This is a genomic window from Tabrizicola sp., assembly GCF_030694085.1.
Lineage (GTDB): Bacteria > Pseudomonadota > Alphaproteobacteria > Rhodobacterales > Rhodobacteraceae > Tabrizicola.
The window spans coordinates 101,647-116,952 of record NZ_JAUXZE010000102.1; the positions used below are offsets into that span (position 1 = coordinate 101,647).

Below are 15,306 nucleotides of genomic sequence, written 5' to 3' on the forward strand. Positions count from 1 at the left end.
CGAAGCTTCCCGAATTTCAAGCGCTTCGCTTGACGCTTTCCTCCCCCGGACTTACCCAAGGAGGATAACCACGGGGAGGCCGCCATGAGACCCGCAACCGAAGCCCTGATCGTGATCGACGTGCAGAACGACTTCTGCCCCGGCGGCGCGCTGGCAGTGGCGGGGGGTGACGAAATCATAAGCCGGATCAACGGTTTGATGGAAGCTTTTGCCACGGTGGTCCTGACTCAGGACTGGCATCCAGCAGACCATGCTTCGTTCGCGGCGAACCATTCGGGCGCCCAGCCCTTCAGCCTGACGACGATGCCCTACGGCCCTCAGGTGCTTTGGCCGACCCATTGCGTGCAGGGGACAAAGGGCGCCGAGTTCCATGCCGCCCTTCGCACCGTTCCGGCTCAACTGGTCATCCGCAAGGGCTTTCGCCCGCAGATCGACAGCTATTCGGCGTTCTTTGAGAACGACCACAGCACCGCAACCGGGCTTGAGGGCTACCTGCGCAGCCGGGGGGTGACGGCAGTTACGCTGGTTGGCTTGGCCACCGACTACTGCGTCGCCTATTCGGCGCTGGATGCGGCACGGCTGGGGTTCAAGGCTACGGTTCTGGAGGGTGCCTCCCGGGCCATCGACCTGAATGGCAGCCTGGCCGAGGCGCGGGACAAGATGCGCGCCGCCGGCGTGGCGCTGGAGGCATAGATGGTGGACATCGCGACACGGGTCTGGAACCACAAGTGGAAGATCGACCCCATCGTGCGGTCGCTGATCGACACTGATTTCTACAAGCTATTGATGTGCCAGTCAATTTTCCGAAACAAGCCGGACACGACGGTGGTGTTCAGCCTGATCAACCGATCCACCAAGGTGCGCCTGGCGGACCTGATCGACGAGGGCGAACTGCGCGAACAGCTGGACCATGTGCGGTCGCTTTCCCTGACCCGTGGCGAAAGCACATGGCTGCGAGGGAACACCTTCTACGGCAAGCGGCAGATGTTCCGGTCGGATTTCATGGAGTGGTTCGAGGGCCTGCGGCTTCCCGCCTATCACCTGGAAAAGCGCGATGGCCAGTTCGAGCTGACCTTCGAAGGCCGCTGGCCCGAGGTCATGCTGTGGGAAATCCCGGCGCTGGCCGTGCTGATGGAGTTGCGCAGCCGCGCTGTCCTGCACGACATGGGCCGGTTCGAGTTGCAGGTGCTTTACGCCCGGGGCATGACCCGGCTTTGGGAGAAGATCGAACGCCTCAGGGGGATCGAGGGCCTGAAGATCGCCGATTTCGGCACCCGGCGGCGGCACGGGTTCCTTTGGCAGGACTGGTGCGTCCAGGCAATGCAGGAGGGGCTGTGCGGAAAGTTCATCGGCACCTCGAACTGCCTGATCGCCAAAAGCCGGGATGTGGAAGCGATCGGAACCAATGCCCACGAACTCCCCATGGTCTACAGCGCACTTGCGGACACCGACGAAGATCTGCGCCAGGCGCCGTACCGAGTGCTGGCAGACTGGCAGGACGAGCACGAGGGCAATCTGCGGATCATCCTGCCCGATACCTATGGCACCGAGGGCTTCCTGAAGAACGCGCCGGACTGGCTGGCGGGCTGGACGGGCATCCGCATCGACTCGGGTGATCCGGCCACGGGGGCCGAGACGGCGATCCGCTGGTGGCAGGAGCGCGGCGAGGACCCGCGCCAGAAGCTTGTGATCTTCTCGGATGGTCTGGACGTCGAGAAGATCGAAGAGCTTTACGCCCGGTTCAACGGTCGGGTGAAGGTTTCCTTTGGGTGGGGCACGATGTTGACCAACGATTTCCGGGGATTGGTCGCGGGCGATGCGCTGGCGCCGTTCAGCCTGGTCTGCAAGGCGCTTTCGGCGAACGGGCGACCGACGGTCAAGCTGTCGGACAACCCCGCCAAGGCGATGGGCCCGGCGGACGAGATCGAACGCTACAAGCGGGTCTTCGGCGTGGGTGAACAGCAGGTGCAAGAGGTCGTGGTCTGAGCCGTCAGAAGACGGTGTTCATGACCAGGAACAGCACTGCCGACAGCGCCGCCGTCATGGGCACGGTGACGACCCAGGCCGCCCCGATCGACAGGACATGCGCGCGGCGCACGAGCTTGCGACGTCGACGCTCGTCCGGCAGAATCGGCGTTCCCTTTTGCAGGTTCAGCGCCCGCGCCCGCCGCTCGGCGTGCCATTCGCGGTAGAAGCCGACCCCGAACACCCCGCCCACGGCGATATGGGTCGACGACACCGGCAGCCCCAGCCACGAGGCGAAGATCACGGTGATCGCAGCCGACAGGGCCACGCAATAGGCGCGCAGGGGGTTCAGCTTGGTGATCTCTTGCCCGACCATACGGATCAGTTTCGGGCCGAACAGCAGCAGACCGAAAGAAATGCCGAAAGCCCCGATCGTCATGACCCAAAGCGGGATGGACACCTTGGCAGCGGTTCCCTGATCCTGGACGGCGTGGACGATGGCGGCAAGCGGCCCCACCGCATTGGCGACGTCGTTGGCCCCATGTGCAAAGGACAGCAGCGCCGCAGACATGATCAGCGGCACGGCGAACAGCTTCTTCAGCGATTTCTTGCGGTTCTCCAGACCCTCGGATTGGCGGATGATGATCGGGCGCATCACAAGCGTGACGAGGACGCCGATCACGAGGCCGATCAGCGCGGCATTGCCCAGCGAGATGTCGAAAAGCCGCTTCAGCCCTTTCAGTGCCAGATAGGTCGCAAAGGTTCCGGCCATGATACCGATCAGGGCAGGCACCCAGCGTCTGGCCGCGCCGATCTTGTCGGGGACATCGTTGATCCTGGCCTTGATGAAGGCAAGGAACAGGGCGGCAACGACGCCTCCCATGACGGGAGAGATAACCCAGCTGGCCGCGATCTGACTCATCTTGGCCCAGTCCACGGCCCCAAAGCCTGCGGCCATGATCCCCGCACCCATCACCCCGCCCACGATGGAGTGGGTGGTCGAAACCGGAGCACCCATCCAGGTCGCAAGATTCAACCACAGGGCCGACGCGATCAGCGCCGACATCATCGCCCAGATGAAGGTGTCGGGGTCCGCCACCGCGTCGGGTGCGACGATCCCACCCGAGATGGTGCTGACCACGTCGCCGCCGGCAATCAGCGCGCCCAGCGTCTCGAAGACGACGGCGATGACCAGCGCGCCGCCCATCGTCAGGACCTTGGCCCCGACGGCAGGACCCATGTTGTTGGCGACATCGTTCGCGCCGATGTTCAGCGCCATATAGGCCCCGAACGCAGCGGCTGCCACGATGATCAGGGTGCCGGACTGGTTGCCCATCAGCACGAAGGCAAACAGCGCGCAAAGCACGACGAAGACGAAAGCGATGCCGGTGGCGACCACCGGCTTGCCGATGGCAGCCGTGGCGGCCTCAAGCTGGCTGAACCGCGCAAGGTCCTTGTCCAGCGTCTTCCACTGGTTCACCCGGGGGTCGGCCTCGTCTGTCATGGAATCGTTACCCCGCCGTTACGTTCGGGGCGGTGAATATCTGTTCGACTACCCCGTCACAAGGATTTCAGCAGCCGCGTGGCGCAGAAGGTGGCACGCGCCAGATGGCTGCGGTGGATCGGATCATCGGCGGCCAGCCGGGGTATGGTCCAGCCGACCGAGGCCAGCGTGCGGGCAAGAATGAAAGCCTCGACCATCTCGGTCTCGGTGGTGCCATAGCCGGCCATCAGCGCCTCGCGGAGCTGGGTATGTTCGGGGTGCTGGACGGTCTGCACAAGTGCAGTGCCAAGGTCATGCAAGCGGAAGCCGAAGCCGCTGTCGTCGAAGTCGATGAGTGAAACCGAGCGATCGTTCACCAGAACGTTCTCGCGCAGGACATCGGCATGGATCAGGCCGATCTCACCCGCAAGCCGTTCGCGCAGGGCATCGCGGGCGCGGATCAGCGTGGCGCGCTGGTCGGGGGTGGCGACCGGATGCTCCCAGAACCGGCCCCAGAGCGGGTTCTCCCCCACCAATCCGTCCCGGTCCCAGCGGGGGCGGGTGAAGTCTGGGGGCAGGGTCAACCCGTCCGTAGCCCGGTGGACCCGCGCCAGCAGCGCGCCAAGAGCTTGGTAAAGGTCCAGCACCTGCGCCAGCGGTCGGTTGAAGGGTTTCGCCGCTTCTCCCAGAGCCTCGCCCTCTATCCAGGCGATAGCCGAGGCGTGGCGACCGTCGGACAGCGTCACGAGCATGGAGCCGTCGCGGGCCGGGAGCGCTGCTGGGAGCGGAAGCCCCGCCTGCGCCAGCGAGGCGCACCACCAGAGTTCCGAGCGGATCGCCTCCGGGGCCTGGTAACCCGCTCGATGCAGGCGCAGGGCAGTGCGGCCCTGGGGCAAGGCCATCTCGAAAACATGGTTCTCGCGGTCGCGGATCAGACGCAGGATGCGGCCATCCCAGTGGCGGGCCGCTTCTTCTGCCGGGGTCATTCCTCGTCCCCCACTTTGCCGCGCAGGGTCTTTACTTCACCGCGCTGGGTCTTGGCAGCGATGCGACGGCGTTGGCTGCCAAGCGTGGGCTTGGTGGCGATCCGGCGTTTCGGCGTAACCAGCGCGGCGCGGATCAGTTCGACCAGCCGCTCGCGCGCAATCTCGCGGTTGCGGGCCTGGCTTCGGGTTTCGTCGACCTGCAAGACAATGGCGCCTTCGGTTGTCCAGCGCCGCCCGGCCAGTTTCTTCAACCGTGCCTTGACGCCAGGGGTCAGATGCGGCGAGCGATCCGCCTCGAAGCGCAACTCGACGGCGGTCGAGACCTTGTTGACGTTCTGTCCACCGGGCCCGGAAGCCCGCATGAAGCTTTCGGACAATTCCCAGTCGGCGATGGCCAGAGTTTCGGTGACGTGCAGCATGCGGGCAGGCTATTCGGGACCGGGCGAAAGAGAAAGGGTTGCCTGCTCAGGCTGATGCAAGCCTGATACGGGCCTGGCTACGTAACACTTCTTTGCCTTTCCATGCTACTGCGCGGCCTCCAGCCAATGTGGAAGCCCTTTGGGCGCACGTCCCGTTACAGCTGTCTCTGCACAGGCGGCGAGGCCCGCGAACCGTACCGCGCGGCCGGAAAGCCCGGGTCCATAATGTGCGTACTTGCCCGAGTTTGTCATCAGCGCCCGTGTGCCAGGCGGAAAGACAGGCTCCGAAATAGAGCACCAGCAAAGGTCGGGCAGAACCTGAACGCCCGAAGCGGAAAGTCGGGCCAGAGTGCCGTCGGCCTTTGCCTCTTGCAGCACTGCGCGGCCTGCGGTGACGATGGTTGCTATTGCGACACCCCGCCCGGCCAGTGCATCGGCCAGAGCCCGACATTCGAGCATCGAGGCATGCGGACTTCCGATTGCCACCAGTTCCACAGCCTCGGGGCCGTCGTTCAATAGGTGCCAGCCTGCGGCCATGTCCGAAAGCGTGATGTGAACATGGTCGGCATCGGGCGCCACGCGGTGCGCTTCCGGTGTGACGCCTTCGACATGCAGCATGGGCGAAGCCGATGTCGTGCCAAATGCGGCGCAAAGGGCCTTCAGCGCTTCGGGCGTCGGCTGCGCCTTGCTCAGGCCGCGCAAGAGCGGGATGCGGTCCGGCGCGGACTTTCCAGCCAGATAACCGATCAATGGCCAGAAGGCATCGTCGATTCCTGGCGGCAGGTCGATCTCGATGATGCGCATCGCCTGCCGGTTCTCGTCCAGATAGACGCCGGACAGGGGAGCGCGTCCGGTCATCGCGCTGCAAAGGTCAAGAAAATCCGGGTGCTTGGCCGTGCGGGCGCCAAGCACGCTGTTGGCATAAATCACTGCGTTGGATTCCGACCAGGCGATGACTTCGCCTTCCACCGGGGCCGTTTCAAGCAGGTAGGGCGAGCAGGTGAAGGTCGGCTGGCAACCCATCCGCACATAGGCGTCGGCAAGCCGTTGCGCCGGTCCACCGAAGCTGGGCGGAACGCCTTGGGCACGCCAGTTGGCGTGGTCGACCGAAATCGCATTCATCGTAGTCGCGATGCGCACGCGCGCGCCCATGTCAGCCATCTTTTCGGCGAAGGTCAGGTTGGCGGGGCTGGCGTAGATGCAGCCGTCGATATGCCCCTGAGTGACGTCGATCAGTCGTGCGGCGCCCTGGTTCACCGCCATGGCGCACAGGATGCGCATCGCCTGGGCTGTTGCATCGCCGTCTTCGCCGGCCAGCATTGCGCGGTCATGCTCACTCAGCTCCAGCGCACCCGTTGCAGGATCGGCTACAGGAAGGTGCAGGTCCTCGGTCTCGAGCATCGTCTTGGTGATCTGTGCAGTTGTCGCCTTGGCAAGGCGGGTCCATGCCTCCGGTGACAGGCGCAGGACAGGCAGGGCCTTGCCGAACATCTCGGCGGCAATCAGCGCACCAAGAGTTGCGACGTCCTCCGGCTCGGAAAAGACCAGCGCCGCCGGCGCGTTCCCGTTCAGGACCATGTCCAGAAGCACACCGGAGCCGGTGCATGATCCCCGGGTGCCAGGCATCACCAGGATGCGGCCCGCCATGTTCTGCCCCGCGAGAGGGTGGTGGACGTCGATCACCCGGCCCGTGGCCGGATCAACGCCACCCCAGAAACTGATCGGCTCAGTGGTGGCCAGCACCTCGCCTGCTGCCTGGCCGGGAAGGATGAAGCGTGCCGATAGGGTCATCTGGCTGGAAATCCATGCGTAAGGGGTGCGTGCGCGACAGGCCGACGATAGCGCAAGGGACGAAGATCAGTGGGCTTGGGCACTGGACGGGCTTAGTGCGTGGCGGACAGGAACTTCTGGAGTTCCGGGTCCTTCGGGGCAGCAAAAAGCTGTTCCGGCGGTGCGATCTCGGCCAGAACGCCCTGATGGAAGAAGGCCACGCGGTCCGACACCTCTCGCGCGAACTTCATCTCGTGGGTGACGCAGATCATCGTCATGCCTTCGGACGCCAACATGCGCAGCGTATCCAGCACTTCGCCCACAAGCTGCGGGTCCAGGGCCGACGTGACCTCGTCAAACAGCATGTAGCCCGGCGACATCGCCAAGGCGCGGGCAATCGCCATGCGCTGCTGCTGGCCACCCGACAATCTGGACGGATAGACGGCCAGCTTGTCGGCCAGACCGACGTGGTTCAGTTGCTTGACCGCTTCAGCCTCGGCCTCGGCCTTTGACCGTTTCAGCACCTTCACCTGCGCCAGCATCACATTTTCCAGCACGGTGAGATGCGGAAAGGCGTTCCACTGCTGGAAGACGATCCCGATCTTCTGGCGCAGCTTGTTCAGGTCGGTCGCCTTGGCGTGCACCTCGACCCCGTCCACCAGGATGCGCCCGGAATCGATGGACTCCAGCCCGTTGATACACGTCAGCAGCGTCGACTTGCCCGACCCCGATCCGCCGATCACCGTCAGCACCTCGCCCTTGGCGACGGTCAGGTTGACCCCTTTCAGGACCTTCAGGGGGCCGAAGGATTTGTAGACGTTCTCGATCTCAATCATTGGACCACCGCTTTTCCAGATAGCCCCCGAAGCGGGCGATCGGGAAGGAAATGAGGAAGTAGAACAGGCCGCAGATCATCAACAGGAACAGTGGTTCCTGCAGGCGCGTGATCAGGATCTGGGTGGATTTAAGCAGCTCGACCACCTGGACGATATAGACGAGAGCCGAGTCTTTCATCACTCCAAGCGCAAGGCCGATCCAGGACGGCAGGGCAACCCGCGTCGCAAGCGGCAGGACCACAGAAGTCATGTCCTGCCCCCAGGTCATGCCCAGCGAGCGCGCCGCCCGCCGCAGGGTCTGCGGCACGGCTTCGATCCCGCCGCGTACGATTTCGGCGCAGTAGGCGGCGGTATAAAGCGACAGGACCCCGCAGGCCACTGAAAAGCCCGAAATGCGGAAGCCCAGGACTGTGGTGATGAAGGCATTGGCCAGCACCAGCTGGATCAGGAGCGGGATCGACCGGAAGATGTCGAGGATGAAGGTCAGTGGAGCTGCCCACCACGGGCCTACCTGATAGCGGAAGACGCCGAAGACGATCCCCAGGATCGTGCCGAAGAAGACCGAGATTGCCGTCACAAGCAGTGTCATCCCGGCCCCTCGGGCAAGGAGCAGCAGATCGTTCACAGTCAGGGCGGTATCGAACATCGCGCGCGCCCCTCAGTAGCGGAAGAGCCGGGCTGCAAGCAGCCGGGCTGAAAGGGTGATGACCTTGGTGATCACGTAGAAGATCACTGCGGCAATGGCGAAGAATTCGAAGGTGCGAAAAGTCCGCGCGTTCAGTTCGCTCGTCACGCCGTAAAGGTCGGTGTTCATCGCCACAACCGCGCCAAGCGAGGTCATCAGGATCGCCCAGACCATCTGGTTTGTCATCGGCAGGAAGGAAATCCGCAGCATCTGCGGCATGATGACGTTCTTGAACGCCTGGATCGGGGTCATGCCCAGCGACCTTGCGGCGCGGGTCTGGGTCTCGGGGATCGCCTTCAGCGCGCCGCGGAAGTTCTCGGTCAGGTAGCCCGCATTGTTGAACGCGATGCCGATCAGCAGGGACAGATAGGGTGACAGGTGGATGCCGAACCCGCCTAGTCCGAAATGTACCATGTAGATCTGGAACAGCGCCGGCGTGTTGCGTGCGATTTCAACCCAGGTGGCAGCGATGGACGAAAGGACGCGGTTCCTTGACAAGCGGAACAAGGTCAGCAGCAGCGCGATGCTGATGCCGATCACCATCGACAGGATCGCGATTTCCATCGTGACCAGGGCACCCTGCAGCATCTCGGGAAGCGAATTCAGCGCCTGGTTCCAGCGGAAACTGTAGTTGAACATTCGCGCGCCTGGGTGACTGCGGTGAAAAGCGACGCGGGGGACGAGCCCCCGCGTTGCCCGGTATGGTCGCGATCAGCGGTAGACGCCGTCCACGATCAGGCTTGCGGGCTCTTCCTCGCCGACCCACTTCTTGTAAAGCTCGTTGTAGCGGCCGGTACGGACCTGCTGGTTGATGAACAGGTTCATGTAGTTGATAAGGCCGTATTCCTCGCGCAGGGTGATGAGCGCGACATAGTCCGGCACCATAGGCGCCTTGTCCACGATCTTGATGCCGGGGAAGTTCCCGGACTTCACGTTGGCTTCGGACACTTCGACGGTTGCGACGGTGGCGTCAAGCTGGCCCTGGCTCAGCGCCAGGAACACGTCAGCCTGGGTCTGGTAGGGACGGAATTCGCCTTCTCCCCAGTCCTTGACCTTGCCCTCAAGCCAGATCGCCTCATAGGTGCCGGCCGTCGCACCTACCACTTTGCCCTTCATGTCTTCCCAGGTCGCCATCTCGACCTTCTCGTTCGCAACGACAGCGTTCTCGAACGAGTAGTAGGGGATACTGAAGCCAACGGTCTTGGCCCGTTCCAGTGTGTCCGAGGTCGACGCCACGGCGACGTCTACAGAACCCGACATCAGCGCGGGGATCCGCTCGGGGAAGGTCGTCTCGACGACCTCTGCGGTCACGCCAAGTGCGGCGGCCAGGTCGTTGCAGTAGTCGACGTCAAACCCGATCGGGTTGTTGTTTTCGTCCCGCGATCCCATCGGCGGGAAGTCCAGCACGACCGCGCACCGAAGCACACCAGAGGCGATGATGTCGTCCAGCTTGTCGGCCTGGGCCGGCAGCGCCAGCGTCGTCGCGGCAAGAAGACCAGCAGTGAAGAGTGCCGTTCGCATTTCTTTCCTCCCTTGGGTGATATCTTCGATTCCGAATGTTGCAACTATCGGACCAGGAAGCAAACAAATCAACGGGAAAATACAGTCAGTATACAAGACTTATTCAAGCAAGCTGACCCACGGCGATTTCGCTTCGCTGTTCTGTCCAACGCTCTTGCTCTACGCAGGGTCAAGGAACGCTCCCAATCGTAAGGCAGGTGTCATGACCACCACTTTCCCTATCACCACACTGCAGAAGCGTGTCGAGGCAATCTTCCGCAACGCCGGCATCAACGACGTCCAGTCAGCGGCGCTGGCCCGGGTGATCGTCGCCGGAGAGCGCGACGCTTGCAAATCGCATGGTGTCTACCGGATCGAAGGCATCCTGCGCACAGTGAAGGCCGGAAAGGTCAGGGGGGACGCGCTGCCGGTGCTGGATGATGCCCCGGCGCACGGGGCGATCGTCCGGGTGGATGCTGCCGGAGGTTTCTCGAGCGCGGCCTTCGAGCTTGGCCTGCCGACTTTGGTCGCGCGAACGCGCGATCTGGGTCTGGCGGCGCTGGTGGTGAACGACTGCACGCATTTCTCTGCGCTATGGCCCGAGGTCGAAGCGGTAACCGAACACGGGTTGGCGGCGCTTGTCATGTGCCCGAGCTACGCCTCGGTTGCCCCAGCCGGTGGCATCCGCCCCCTTCTCGGCACCAACCCTCTGGCTTTTGGTTGGCCTCGGCCGGGCCGCACGCCCTACGTCTTCGACTTTGCCACCTCCGTGACCGCGCGGGGCGAGATCGAATTGCACCGCCGTGCGGGCAAACCCCTGCCAGAGGGCTGGGCGATAGACGAAACGGGCGCTGCGACAACCGATCCCGCAGCAGCACTGGCCGGGGCAATGCTGCCCTTCGGTGGGCACAAGGGATCGGCCATCGGGACGATGATCGAACTGCTGGCGGGTGTGATGATCGGCGACCTTACCAGCCCGGAAGCACTGGAGGACCTGGGAACCACGACGCTTGCCCCGCGGCATGGCGAACTTATCCTGGCATTTTCGCCCGAGAGGTTTGCCGCAGGTCGCGCTGGCAACCCCTTTGACCGGGCCGAGACGTTGCTGCTAGCGATAATCGGTCAGGGTGCGCGTCTGCCATCCGCCCGCCGTTTCGCCGCCCGCGCCCAGTCCGAAGCAGAGGGGATCACGCTGTCGGCCGCAGAAGTCGCGCTGCTTGACCGCCTTTTGAAGCGCGGGCTTGACGCCGTCTCCTGATTGGGAGCCTTGCGTCGGTCCGTCGGAGTCCGCTCTATCGCGCGTCCCGCGCCAGTCTGGATCCGCCGCACGATATCATCGGTAAGAACGTGACTTGAACCCGCACCGTACCCAAGCCGAAGGCAAGTACGCTGCAGCTTGGTTCCAAGGCAGTAAAGACGAGTAAGAATACCTCGGGATCTGCGGGGCAAAAGAGAAAGGGTTGCCCTGCTCAGGCAACCCTTTCCGAGATCCAAGGAGATGGGCCAGTTAGGGCATCCAAATCCAATCGGTGGTCTATTTTCCAGGGGCTGCCCTTAGAAAATACCCCTCCCGACTGTCCCGACACCTCTCTCCAATATCACTCTAGACACTGGATCACCTCCTTTCAAAATGGTTGCCGATAAGCTAAGCGTGACACAGATTTTGTGTTTGTCAAAACAAATCACGCTACCCTTGCTGTGAGCTTGGCAACTGCCAGTCTGAAAGGCACCAGTGCCACCAAAGCCATCAGAAGCTTGACGAGCCAGTCACCGACCGCCAGCGACACCCAGAACGGTGCATCGGGTCCAAGGCCCAGAAGCGGCATCTGCGCGGTCGCCCAGGACACGTCGTTGCCGGGTTCCAGGACCGTCAGCGCGGCTGAAAAGGCGATGGTGAAGAAGATTGCCGTATCAAGCGTGGAGGAGACGAGCGTCGAGAAAAGTGGCGCCGTCCACCAGCTTCCCCTGCGCAGGCGGTTGAACACCGTGATGTCCAGAAGCTGAGCGCACAGGAAAGCCAGACCCGAGCCGATGGCAATGCGAAGGGTGACCAGGGGCCCGAATTCGCCCAGGATCTGCGTGCCGATGAAGGAACACAGGATGCCGGTGGCGAAGCCTGCCAGCACGACGCGCCGGGCAGCGGCGGGCCCCGCCAGCCGGTTTACCAGGTCCGTAACCAGGAAAGCGAAGGGATAGGTGAACGCCCCCCAGGTCAGGAAGGTGCCCAAGGGATATTGGACCAGGATGTTCGAGGCGACGACAATGGCCGCCATGGCGAGTACGCCAGGAAGAAGGATGCGCATTTGCTTTCCGTTTTGACAAGGTCGCGGAGACTTGGCCCTCCCAATGAGGGCGGGGGCGGACTATACCCGGCCCGCCTCCAAGTCAATCCGCAGCGAGCACGCCTTTGCACTGCCGGGGCAGATCGGCCATCGTGAACTCACGCGGGCCCTTTTTCCTTGGCGCATCCTCGTCGCGCGGCTTCTTGCCATCGGACTTCGGAGGGTTCAGAAAGTCAGTCACCCACCACATCAAGGTGTCGTCGCAACCGTCGCCCCCCTTGGACAGCTCGTCGACTGTGGGGTTTTGCGTCTCGCACAGTCGCGCGCCCTTGGGGCATTTCAAGCGGACGTGGAAATGCGTGTCATGGCCCGCCACGGGACGGATCTTCTGAAGCCACTTCTTGTCGGACCGCTTGGCCGTCTTGCACATCTCGATCTTGACCGCTGCGGCAACGAAGATGCGGTCGACGCGTGGGTCGCTTGCAGCCTGCTTAAGCAGCTCGCGGTGCGTGCGCGTCCAGTTTTCCGTCACCGACCGCTGGTCGGCGGACCGGACGGGGATCGAGCTGATCTCCTCGCGTTCGGCCGCGCTCAAGTCCAGACGGCGGGGCGGCAGCATCCAGATGTCGGCATCCAGGCCGATCTGGTGGCTGGCGTGGCCGCTGGTCATTGGGCCACCGCGCGGCTGGCTGATGTCGCCGATGTAAAGTCCGCGGCCAAAGCCGATGTCGCGGGCGGTGGCCGACAGGTCCATCAGGAACTGCACCATCTGCGGCTGGCCGAAGTTGCGGTTCCGCGACAGCCGCATGGCCTGCCACGTCGGCCCGGTCTCGGGCAGCGCCACCATCCCCGCCGCACAGCCGCGGGCATAGCTGCCGATCGGCATCGACTCTTGCGCCGAGGGCACAGCCATCGCGCCAAACAGCTTGTTCGCCAGCTTTTCGGCCTGTACCGGAGCCGCCAGCAGCAGGGACAGAAAGAGGGCGCGGGTCAGGATCATGCGGGCATCTCGCCTTTGGGTTTGACGAAGCTTAGCAGAACAAGACCGATGAGGAACAACACAACCAAGGGAGCAATCCCGATCCGCTGCGATCCGCTGATGGTGGTCACAAGGGCGATCAGGGCCGGGGCCATGAAACTGGCGACCTTGCCGGACAGGGCGTAAAGACCGAACGCCTCGGTCGCGCGGTCCGGGGTGGTGTGGCGGGCCATCATCGTCCGGCTGGCGGCCTGCAACGAGCCTCCGGCCGCGCCGATCAGCGCACCACAGGCAAAGAAGATCTGGTCCGGGGTGCTGGAGGCCGGGTCCAGTGCGATGCCCCAGACCCCCTCGCGCGTCATGCCGACCATCAAGAGACAGACCAGGATCAGTACCACGATCGACGCCATGATCACCGGCTTTGGCCCGATGGCCCGGTCCACCCGCCCGCCGACGAATGCAGCGACCATTGCCGTTACTGCGCCGACGATCCCGAAGATGCCGATCTGGATGATCGACCAGCCCAGCACGCCCGAGGCATAGACCCCGCCGAAGCCATAAAGCGCATTCAGCGCATCCCTGTAGAACAGCGCCGACGCAAGGTAAGCCGACAAGCTTTTGCGATAGCGCAGCGACCGGATCAGGTCCCTCAGGCTGGCGAAGGCACGGCCCAGATGCAGCGGACGACGGTCGGTGTGCGGCTCTTTCACCCAAAGGAAGAAGGGGATCATGAAGATCACGAACCAGATGGCGGTGAAGGGGCCGACAAAGCGGGTGCCCTCCCGCGCCTCTGGGTCCAGCCCGAACAGGGGCGGCGTGCCCAGCAGCGTCAACCCGCTGTCCGAGCCTTCCGCGAAGAACAGCAGCATGATCACCAGCGCCAGGAGGCCACCAAGGTAGCCAAAGGCGAAACCAGAGCCTGAAATTGCCCCCAAGTCATCGGCCTGGGTCAGCGAGGGCATCAGCGCGTTGGTGAAGATCGTGGCGAACTCCATCCCAATGAAGCCGACGCCGAAGAGGCAGACTGCCCAGAAGAGCATCCCCTCGGTGCCGCCCGGTGCGACCCACCACAGGCCGAAGGAGCCAACGACGTAGAAAGCCGAGAAGGTCCAGACCCAGATCAGTCGCCGGCCGGTTCCGTCGGCGATCGCCCCCAGGATCGGTGCCAGGACCGCGATGGACAGGGACGCAATGGCCAACCCCCAGCCCCAGTAGGCCTGGGCGGCGGCTTTCGCGGCCTCTTCGTCGAGGCCCGCACCCATGTAGTAGCCACGGGCAATTTCCGCGAAGTAGGGGCCGAAGATGAAGGTCAGAAGCAAGGTGTTGTAAGGCTGGCTGGCCCAGTCGAAAAAATACCAGCCCCAGATCCGCTTTCGGTCACCCACCATGCCTGTCCCCTGTTTTTCCGCGAAGTGAACCCGGATTCGCCAGGCTGCGCAAGCGAAGGCTCAGAGGGTCGGCGGACGCTCGGGTGGCCAGGGGCGCGTGGCCTCGGCCGCGATCCAGGCCTTGACCCAGTTCGGCAACTCGGGGCTAAGCGTCGAGATCCCCGCTGCCTTTGCCAGATCGGCGGGCGGCACCATTCCCTGTTTCCCGACGATGGCCGACCGGATCAGGACCTGCGAGGTACATTCGTCGCCCTTCCACATCGACTGTTCCGTATAAAGGAACCGCGCGTCCCACCCAAGGCACCGGCTGTAGGTCACCAGCTTCGAGAATACCGTCACCCGACGCCGGTAGCGCACGCTGGATCCCGCCACGGTCATGCCCCAGCCTTGCGCGATCAGGTGTCGGTGGATGCCGGTCCGCGCACCAAGGGGGAGCCGGCCCAGGTCATACAGCGTCAGCGTGCGGCCATTGTTCAACTCGACCCAGGGGTCAAGGTCCCAGGGCCAGCAGGTGTGATGGCTGACATGGGTGTCGAACAGGCCCAGGGGCGGCATGCGCCGGGCGCGGGCCATCTCTTTGAACATGCGCAGGAAAGGGTACATCGGGGCCTCCGTTTCCCGCTGGCACTGGCCTGACGCGTGCGGAAGGTCAAGCGGAACGCTGCGGAAGCCATTGCCCTTTCGCCCCCCGGTCGCTACCTCTGCCCAAATCCTGACGGAGTGCCCGATGACCTCGCTTTACCAGATCCTGATGCTGATCCTGAACGTGGCGCAGTTCATCGTGCTGGCGCACGTGATCATGAGCTGGTTGATCAACTTCCAGGTCCTGAACATCCGGCAGCCGCTGGTATCGCAGATCTGGTACGGGCTGAACCGGCTTCTGGAGCCGCTTTACGCCCCGATCCGGCGGATCCTGCCGCCGATGGGCCTTGACCTGGCACCCCTGATCGTCCTGATCGCGATCTATGCGCTGCAGATCGTCCTGACGAACAACGCCGCCGCCTTCTTCTGAC

The 15,306-nt window shown here is 63.6% G+C and carries 16 protein-coding genes; 4 read left to right on the top strand and 12 right to left on the bottom strand.

Annotation, left to right across the window (positions count from 1 at the left end; all coding sequences use genetic code 11):
* Positions 1-84: 84 nt before the first annotated feature.
* Positions 85-693, top strand: a complete 609-nt coding sequence (pncA, locus tag Q8M85_RS23195; RefSeq protein WP_305549428.1) for a bifunctional nicotinamidase/pyrazinamidase — start codon at positions 85-87, stop codon at positions 691-693.
* Positions 694-1,986 carry a nicotinate phosphoribosyltransferase gene (gene pncB, locus Q8M85_RS23200; RefSeq protein ID WP_305549431.1) on the top strand — a complete coding sequence of 431 codons (1,293 nt, stop codon included), beginning with the start codon at positions 694-696 and terminating at the stop codon, positions 1,984-1,986.
* A gap of 4 nt (positions 1,987-1,990) precedes the next feature.
* Here pncB and Q8M85_RS23205 read toward each other — a convergent pair whose 3' ends face one another.
* From Q8M85_RS23205 to Q8M85_RS23240, 8 genes are all read right to left on the bottom strand, one after another.
* Complete coding sequence (locus Q8M85_RS23205) at positions 1,991-3,469, bottom strand: inorganic phosphate transporter (protein WP_305549434.1); 1,479 nt, start codon at positions 3,467-3,469, stop codon at positions 1,991-1,993.
* A 56-nt stretch (positions 3,470-3,525) separates the two neighbouring features.
* Positions 3,526-4,434, bottom strand: a complete 909-nt coding sequence (locus Q8M85_RS23210; RefSeq protein WP_305549437.1) for a phosphotransferase enzyme family protein — start codon at positions 4,432-4,434, stop codon at positions 3,526-3,528.
* Positions 4,431-4,853: an alternative ribosome rescue aminoacyl-tRNA hydrolase ArfB gene (gene arfB / locus Q8M85_RS23215; protein ID WP_305549440.1), complete on the bottom strand. Its 423-nt coding sequence runs from the start codon at positions 4,851-4,853 to the stop codon at positions 4,431-4,433. Before arfB ends, Q8M85_RS23210 begins: the two co-directional genes overlap by 4 nt.
* Before the next feature lie 105 nt (positions 4,854-4,958).
* Positions 4,959-6,644, bottom strand: a complete 1,686-nt coding sequence (locus Q8M85_RS23220) for an aconitase X (RefSeq protein WP_305549442.1) — start codon at positions 6,642-6,644, stop codon at positions 4,959-4,961.
* Positions 6,645-6,736: 92 nt separating this feature from the next.
* Positions 6,737-7,459 (bottom strand): amino acid ABC transporter ATP-binding protein, encoded by a 723-nt coding sequence (locus Q8M85_RS23225; RefSeq protein ID WP_305549444.1) that lies wholly within the window; start codon positions 7,457-7,459, stop codon positions 6,737-6,739.
* Positions 7,452-8,105, bottom strand: coding sequence for an amino acid ABC transporter permease (locus Q8M85_RS23230; RefSeq protein ID WP_305549446.1), 654 nt, complete (start codon positions 8,103-8,105; stop codon positions 7,452-7,454). The genes Q8M85_RS23225 and Q8M85_RS23230 overlap by 8 nt, the downstream gene beginning before the upstream one ends.
* A 12-nt stretch (positions 8,106-8,117) precedes the next feature.
* Entirely contained in the window at positions 8,118-8,783 is a 666-nt protein-coding gene (locus Q8M85_RS23235; RefSeq protein WP_305549448.1) for an amino acid ABC transporter permease, read from the bottom strand.
* A 72-nt stretch (positions 8,784-8,855) separates the two neighbouring features.
* Complete coding sequence (locus Q8M85_RS23240; RefSeq protein ID WP_305549451.1) at positions 8,856-9,665, bottom strand: transporter substrate-binding domain-containing protein; 810 nt, start codon at positions 9,663-9,665, stop codon at positions 8,856-8,858.
* Positions 9,666-9,867: 202 nt separating this feature from the next.
* Here Q8M85_RS23240 and Q8M85_RS23245 point away from each other — a divergent pair, with 202 nt between their 5' ends.
* Entirely contained in the window at positions 9,868-10,902 is a 1,035-nt protein-coding gene (locus Q8M85_RS23245; protein WP_305549454.1) for an Ldh family oxidoreductase, read from the top strand.
* A 424-nt stretch (positions 10,903-11,326) separates the two neighbouring features.
* Here the strand turns inward: Q8M85_RS23245 and Q8M85_RS23250 are convergent, their stop codons facing one another.
* From Q8M85_RS23250 to Q8M85_RS23265, 4 genes are all read right to left on the bottom strand, one after another.
* The gene (locus Q8M85_RS23250) at positions 11,327-11,947 is read right to left on the bottom strand and encodes a queuosine precursor transporter (RefSeq protein ID WP_305549457.1); all 621 of its coding nucleotides are present in this window, start codon (positions 11,945-11,947) and stop codon (positions 11,327-11,329) included.
* An 82-nt stretch (positions 11,948-12,029) separates the two neighbouring features.
* Positions 12,030-12,926: a penicillin-insensitive murein endopeptidase gene (gene mepA, locus Q8M85_RS23255; RefSeq protein ID WP_305549460.1), complete on the bottom strand. Its 897-nt coding sequence runs from the start codon at positions 12,924-12,926 to the stop codon at positions 12,030-12,032.
* A complete protein-coding gene (locus Q8M85_RS23260; protein WP_305549463.1) occupies positions 12,923-14,293 on the bottom strand; it encodes an MFS transporter in 1,371 nt (456 codons plus the stop codon). The genes mepA and Q8M85_RS23260 overlap by 4 nt, the downstream gene beginning before the upstream one ends.
* A 60-nt stretch (positions 14,294-14,353) precedes the next feature.
* Entirely contained in the window at positions 14,354-14,896 is a 543-nt protein-coding gene (locus Q8M85_RS23265) for an acyl-CoA thioesterase (RefSeq protein WP_305549466.1), read from the bottom strand.
* A 124-nt stretch (positions 14,897-15,020) separates the two neighbouring features.
* On the opposite strand from Q8M85_RS23265, the gene Q8M85_RS23270 reads away from it, so the two are divergent.
* Complete coding sequence (locus Q8M85_RS23270) at positions 15,021-15,305, top strand: YggT family protein (RefSeq protein WP_305549469.1); 285 nt, start codon at positions 15,021-15,023, stop codon at positions 15,303-15,305.
* Position 15,306: the final 1 nt, after the last annotated feature.

Coding starts and splice junctions, on each gene's coding strand:
- mepA (WP_305549460.1), bottom strand. CDS start 12,926: ATGATCCTGACCCGCGCCCTCTTTCTGTCCCTGCTGCTGGCGGCTCCG.
- pncA (WP_305549428.1), top strand. CDS start 85: ATGAGACCCGCAACCGAAGCCCTGATCGTGATCGACGTGCAGAACGAC.
- Q8M85_RS23240 (WP_305549451.1), bottom strand. CDS start 9,665: ATGCGAACGGCACTCTTCACTGCTGGTCTTCTTGCCGCGACGACGCTG.
- Q8M85_RS23225 (WP_305549444.1), bottom strand. CDS start 7,459: ATGATTGAGATCGAGAACGTCTACAAATCCTTCGGCCCCCTGAAGGTC.
- Q8M85_RS23230 (WP_305549446.1), bottom strand. CDS start 8,105: ATGTTCGATACCGCCCTGACTGTGAACGATCTGCTGCTCCTTGCCCGA.
- Q8M85_RS23210 (WP_305549437.1), bottom strand. CDS start 4,434: ATGACCCCGGCAGAAGAAGCGGCCCGCCACTGGGATGGCCGCATCCTG.
- Q8M85_RS23265 (WP_305549466.1), bottom strand. CDS start 14,896: ATGTACCCTTTCCTGCGCATGTTCAAAGAGATGGCCCGCGCCCGGCGC.
- arfB (WP_305549440.1), bottom strand. CDS start 4,853: ATGCTGCACGTCACCGAAACTCTGGCCATCGCCGACTGGGAATTGTCC.
- pncB (WP_305549431.1), top strand. CDS start 694: ATGGTGGACATCGCGACACGGGTCTGGAACCACAAGTGGAAGATCGAC.
- Q8M85_RS23235 (WP_305549448.1), bottom strand. CDS start 8,783: ATGTTCAACTACAGTTTCCGCTGGAACCAGGCGCTGAATTCGCTTCCC.
- Q8M85_RS23205 (WP_305549434.1), bottom strand. CDS start 3,469: ATGACAGACGAGGCCGACCCCCGGGTGAACCAGTGGAAGACGCTGGAC.
- Q8M85_RS23220 (WP_305549442.1), bottom strand. CDS start 6,644: ATGACCCTATCGGCACGCTTCATCCTTCCCGGCCAGGCAGCAGGCGAG.
- Q8M85_RS23260 (WP_305549463.1), bottom strand. CDS start 14,293: ATGGTGGGTGACCGAAAGCGGATCTGGGGCTGGTATTTTTTCGACTGG.
- Q8M85_RS23270 (WP_305549469.1), top strand. CDS start 15,021: ATGACCTCGCTTTACCAGATCCTGATGCTGATCCTGAACGTGGCGCAG.
- Q8M85_RS23245 (WP_305549454.1), top strand. CDS start 9,868: ATGACCACCACTTTCCCTATCACCACACTGCAGAAGCGTGTCGAGGCA.
- Q8M85_RS23250 (WP_305549457.1), bottom strand. CDS start 11,947: ATGCGCATCCTTCTTCCTGGCGTACTCGCCATGGCGGCCATTGTCGTC.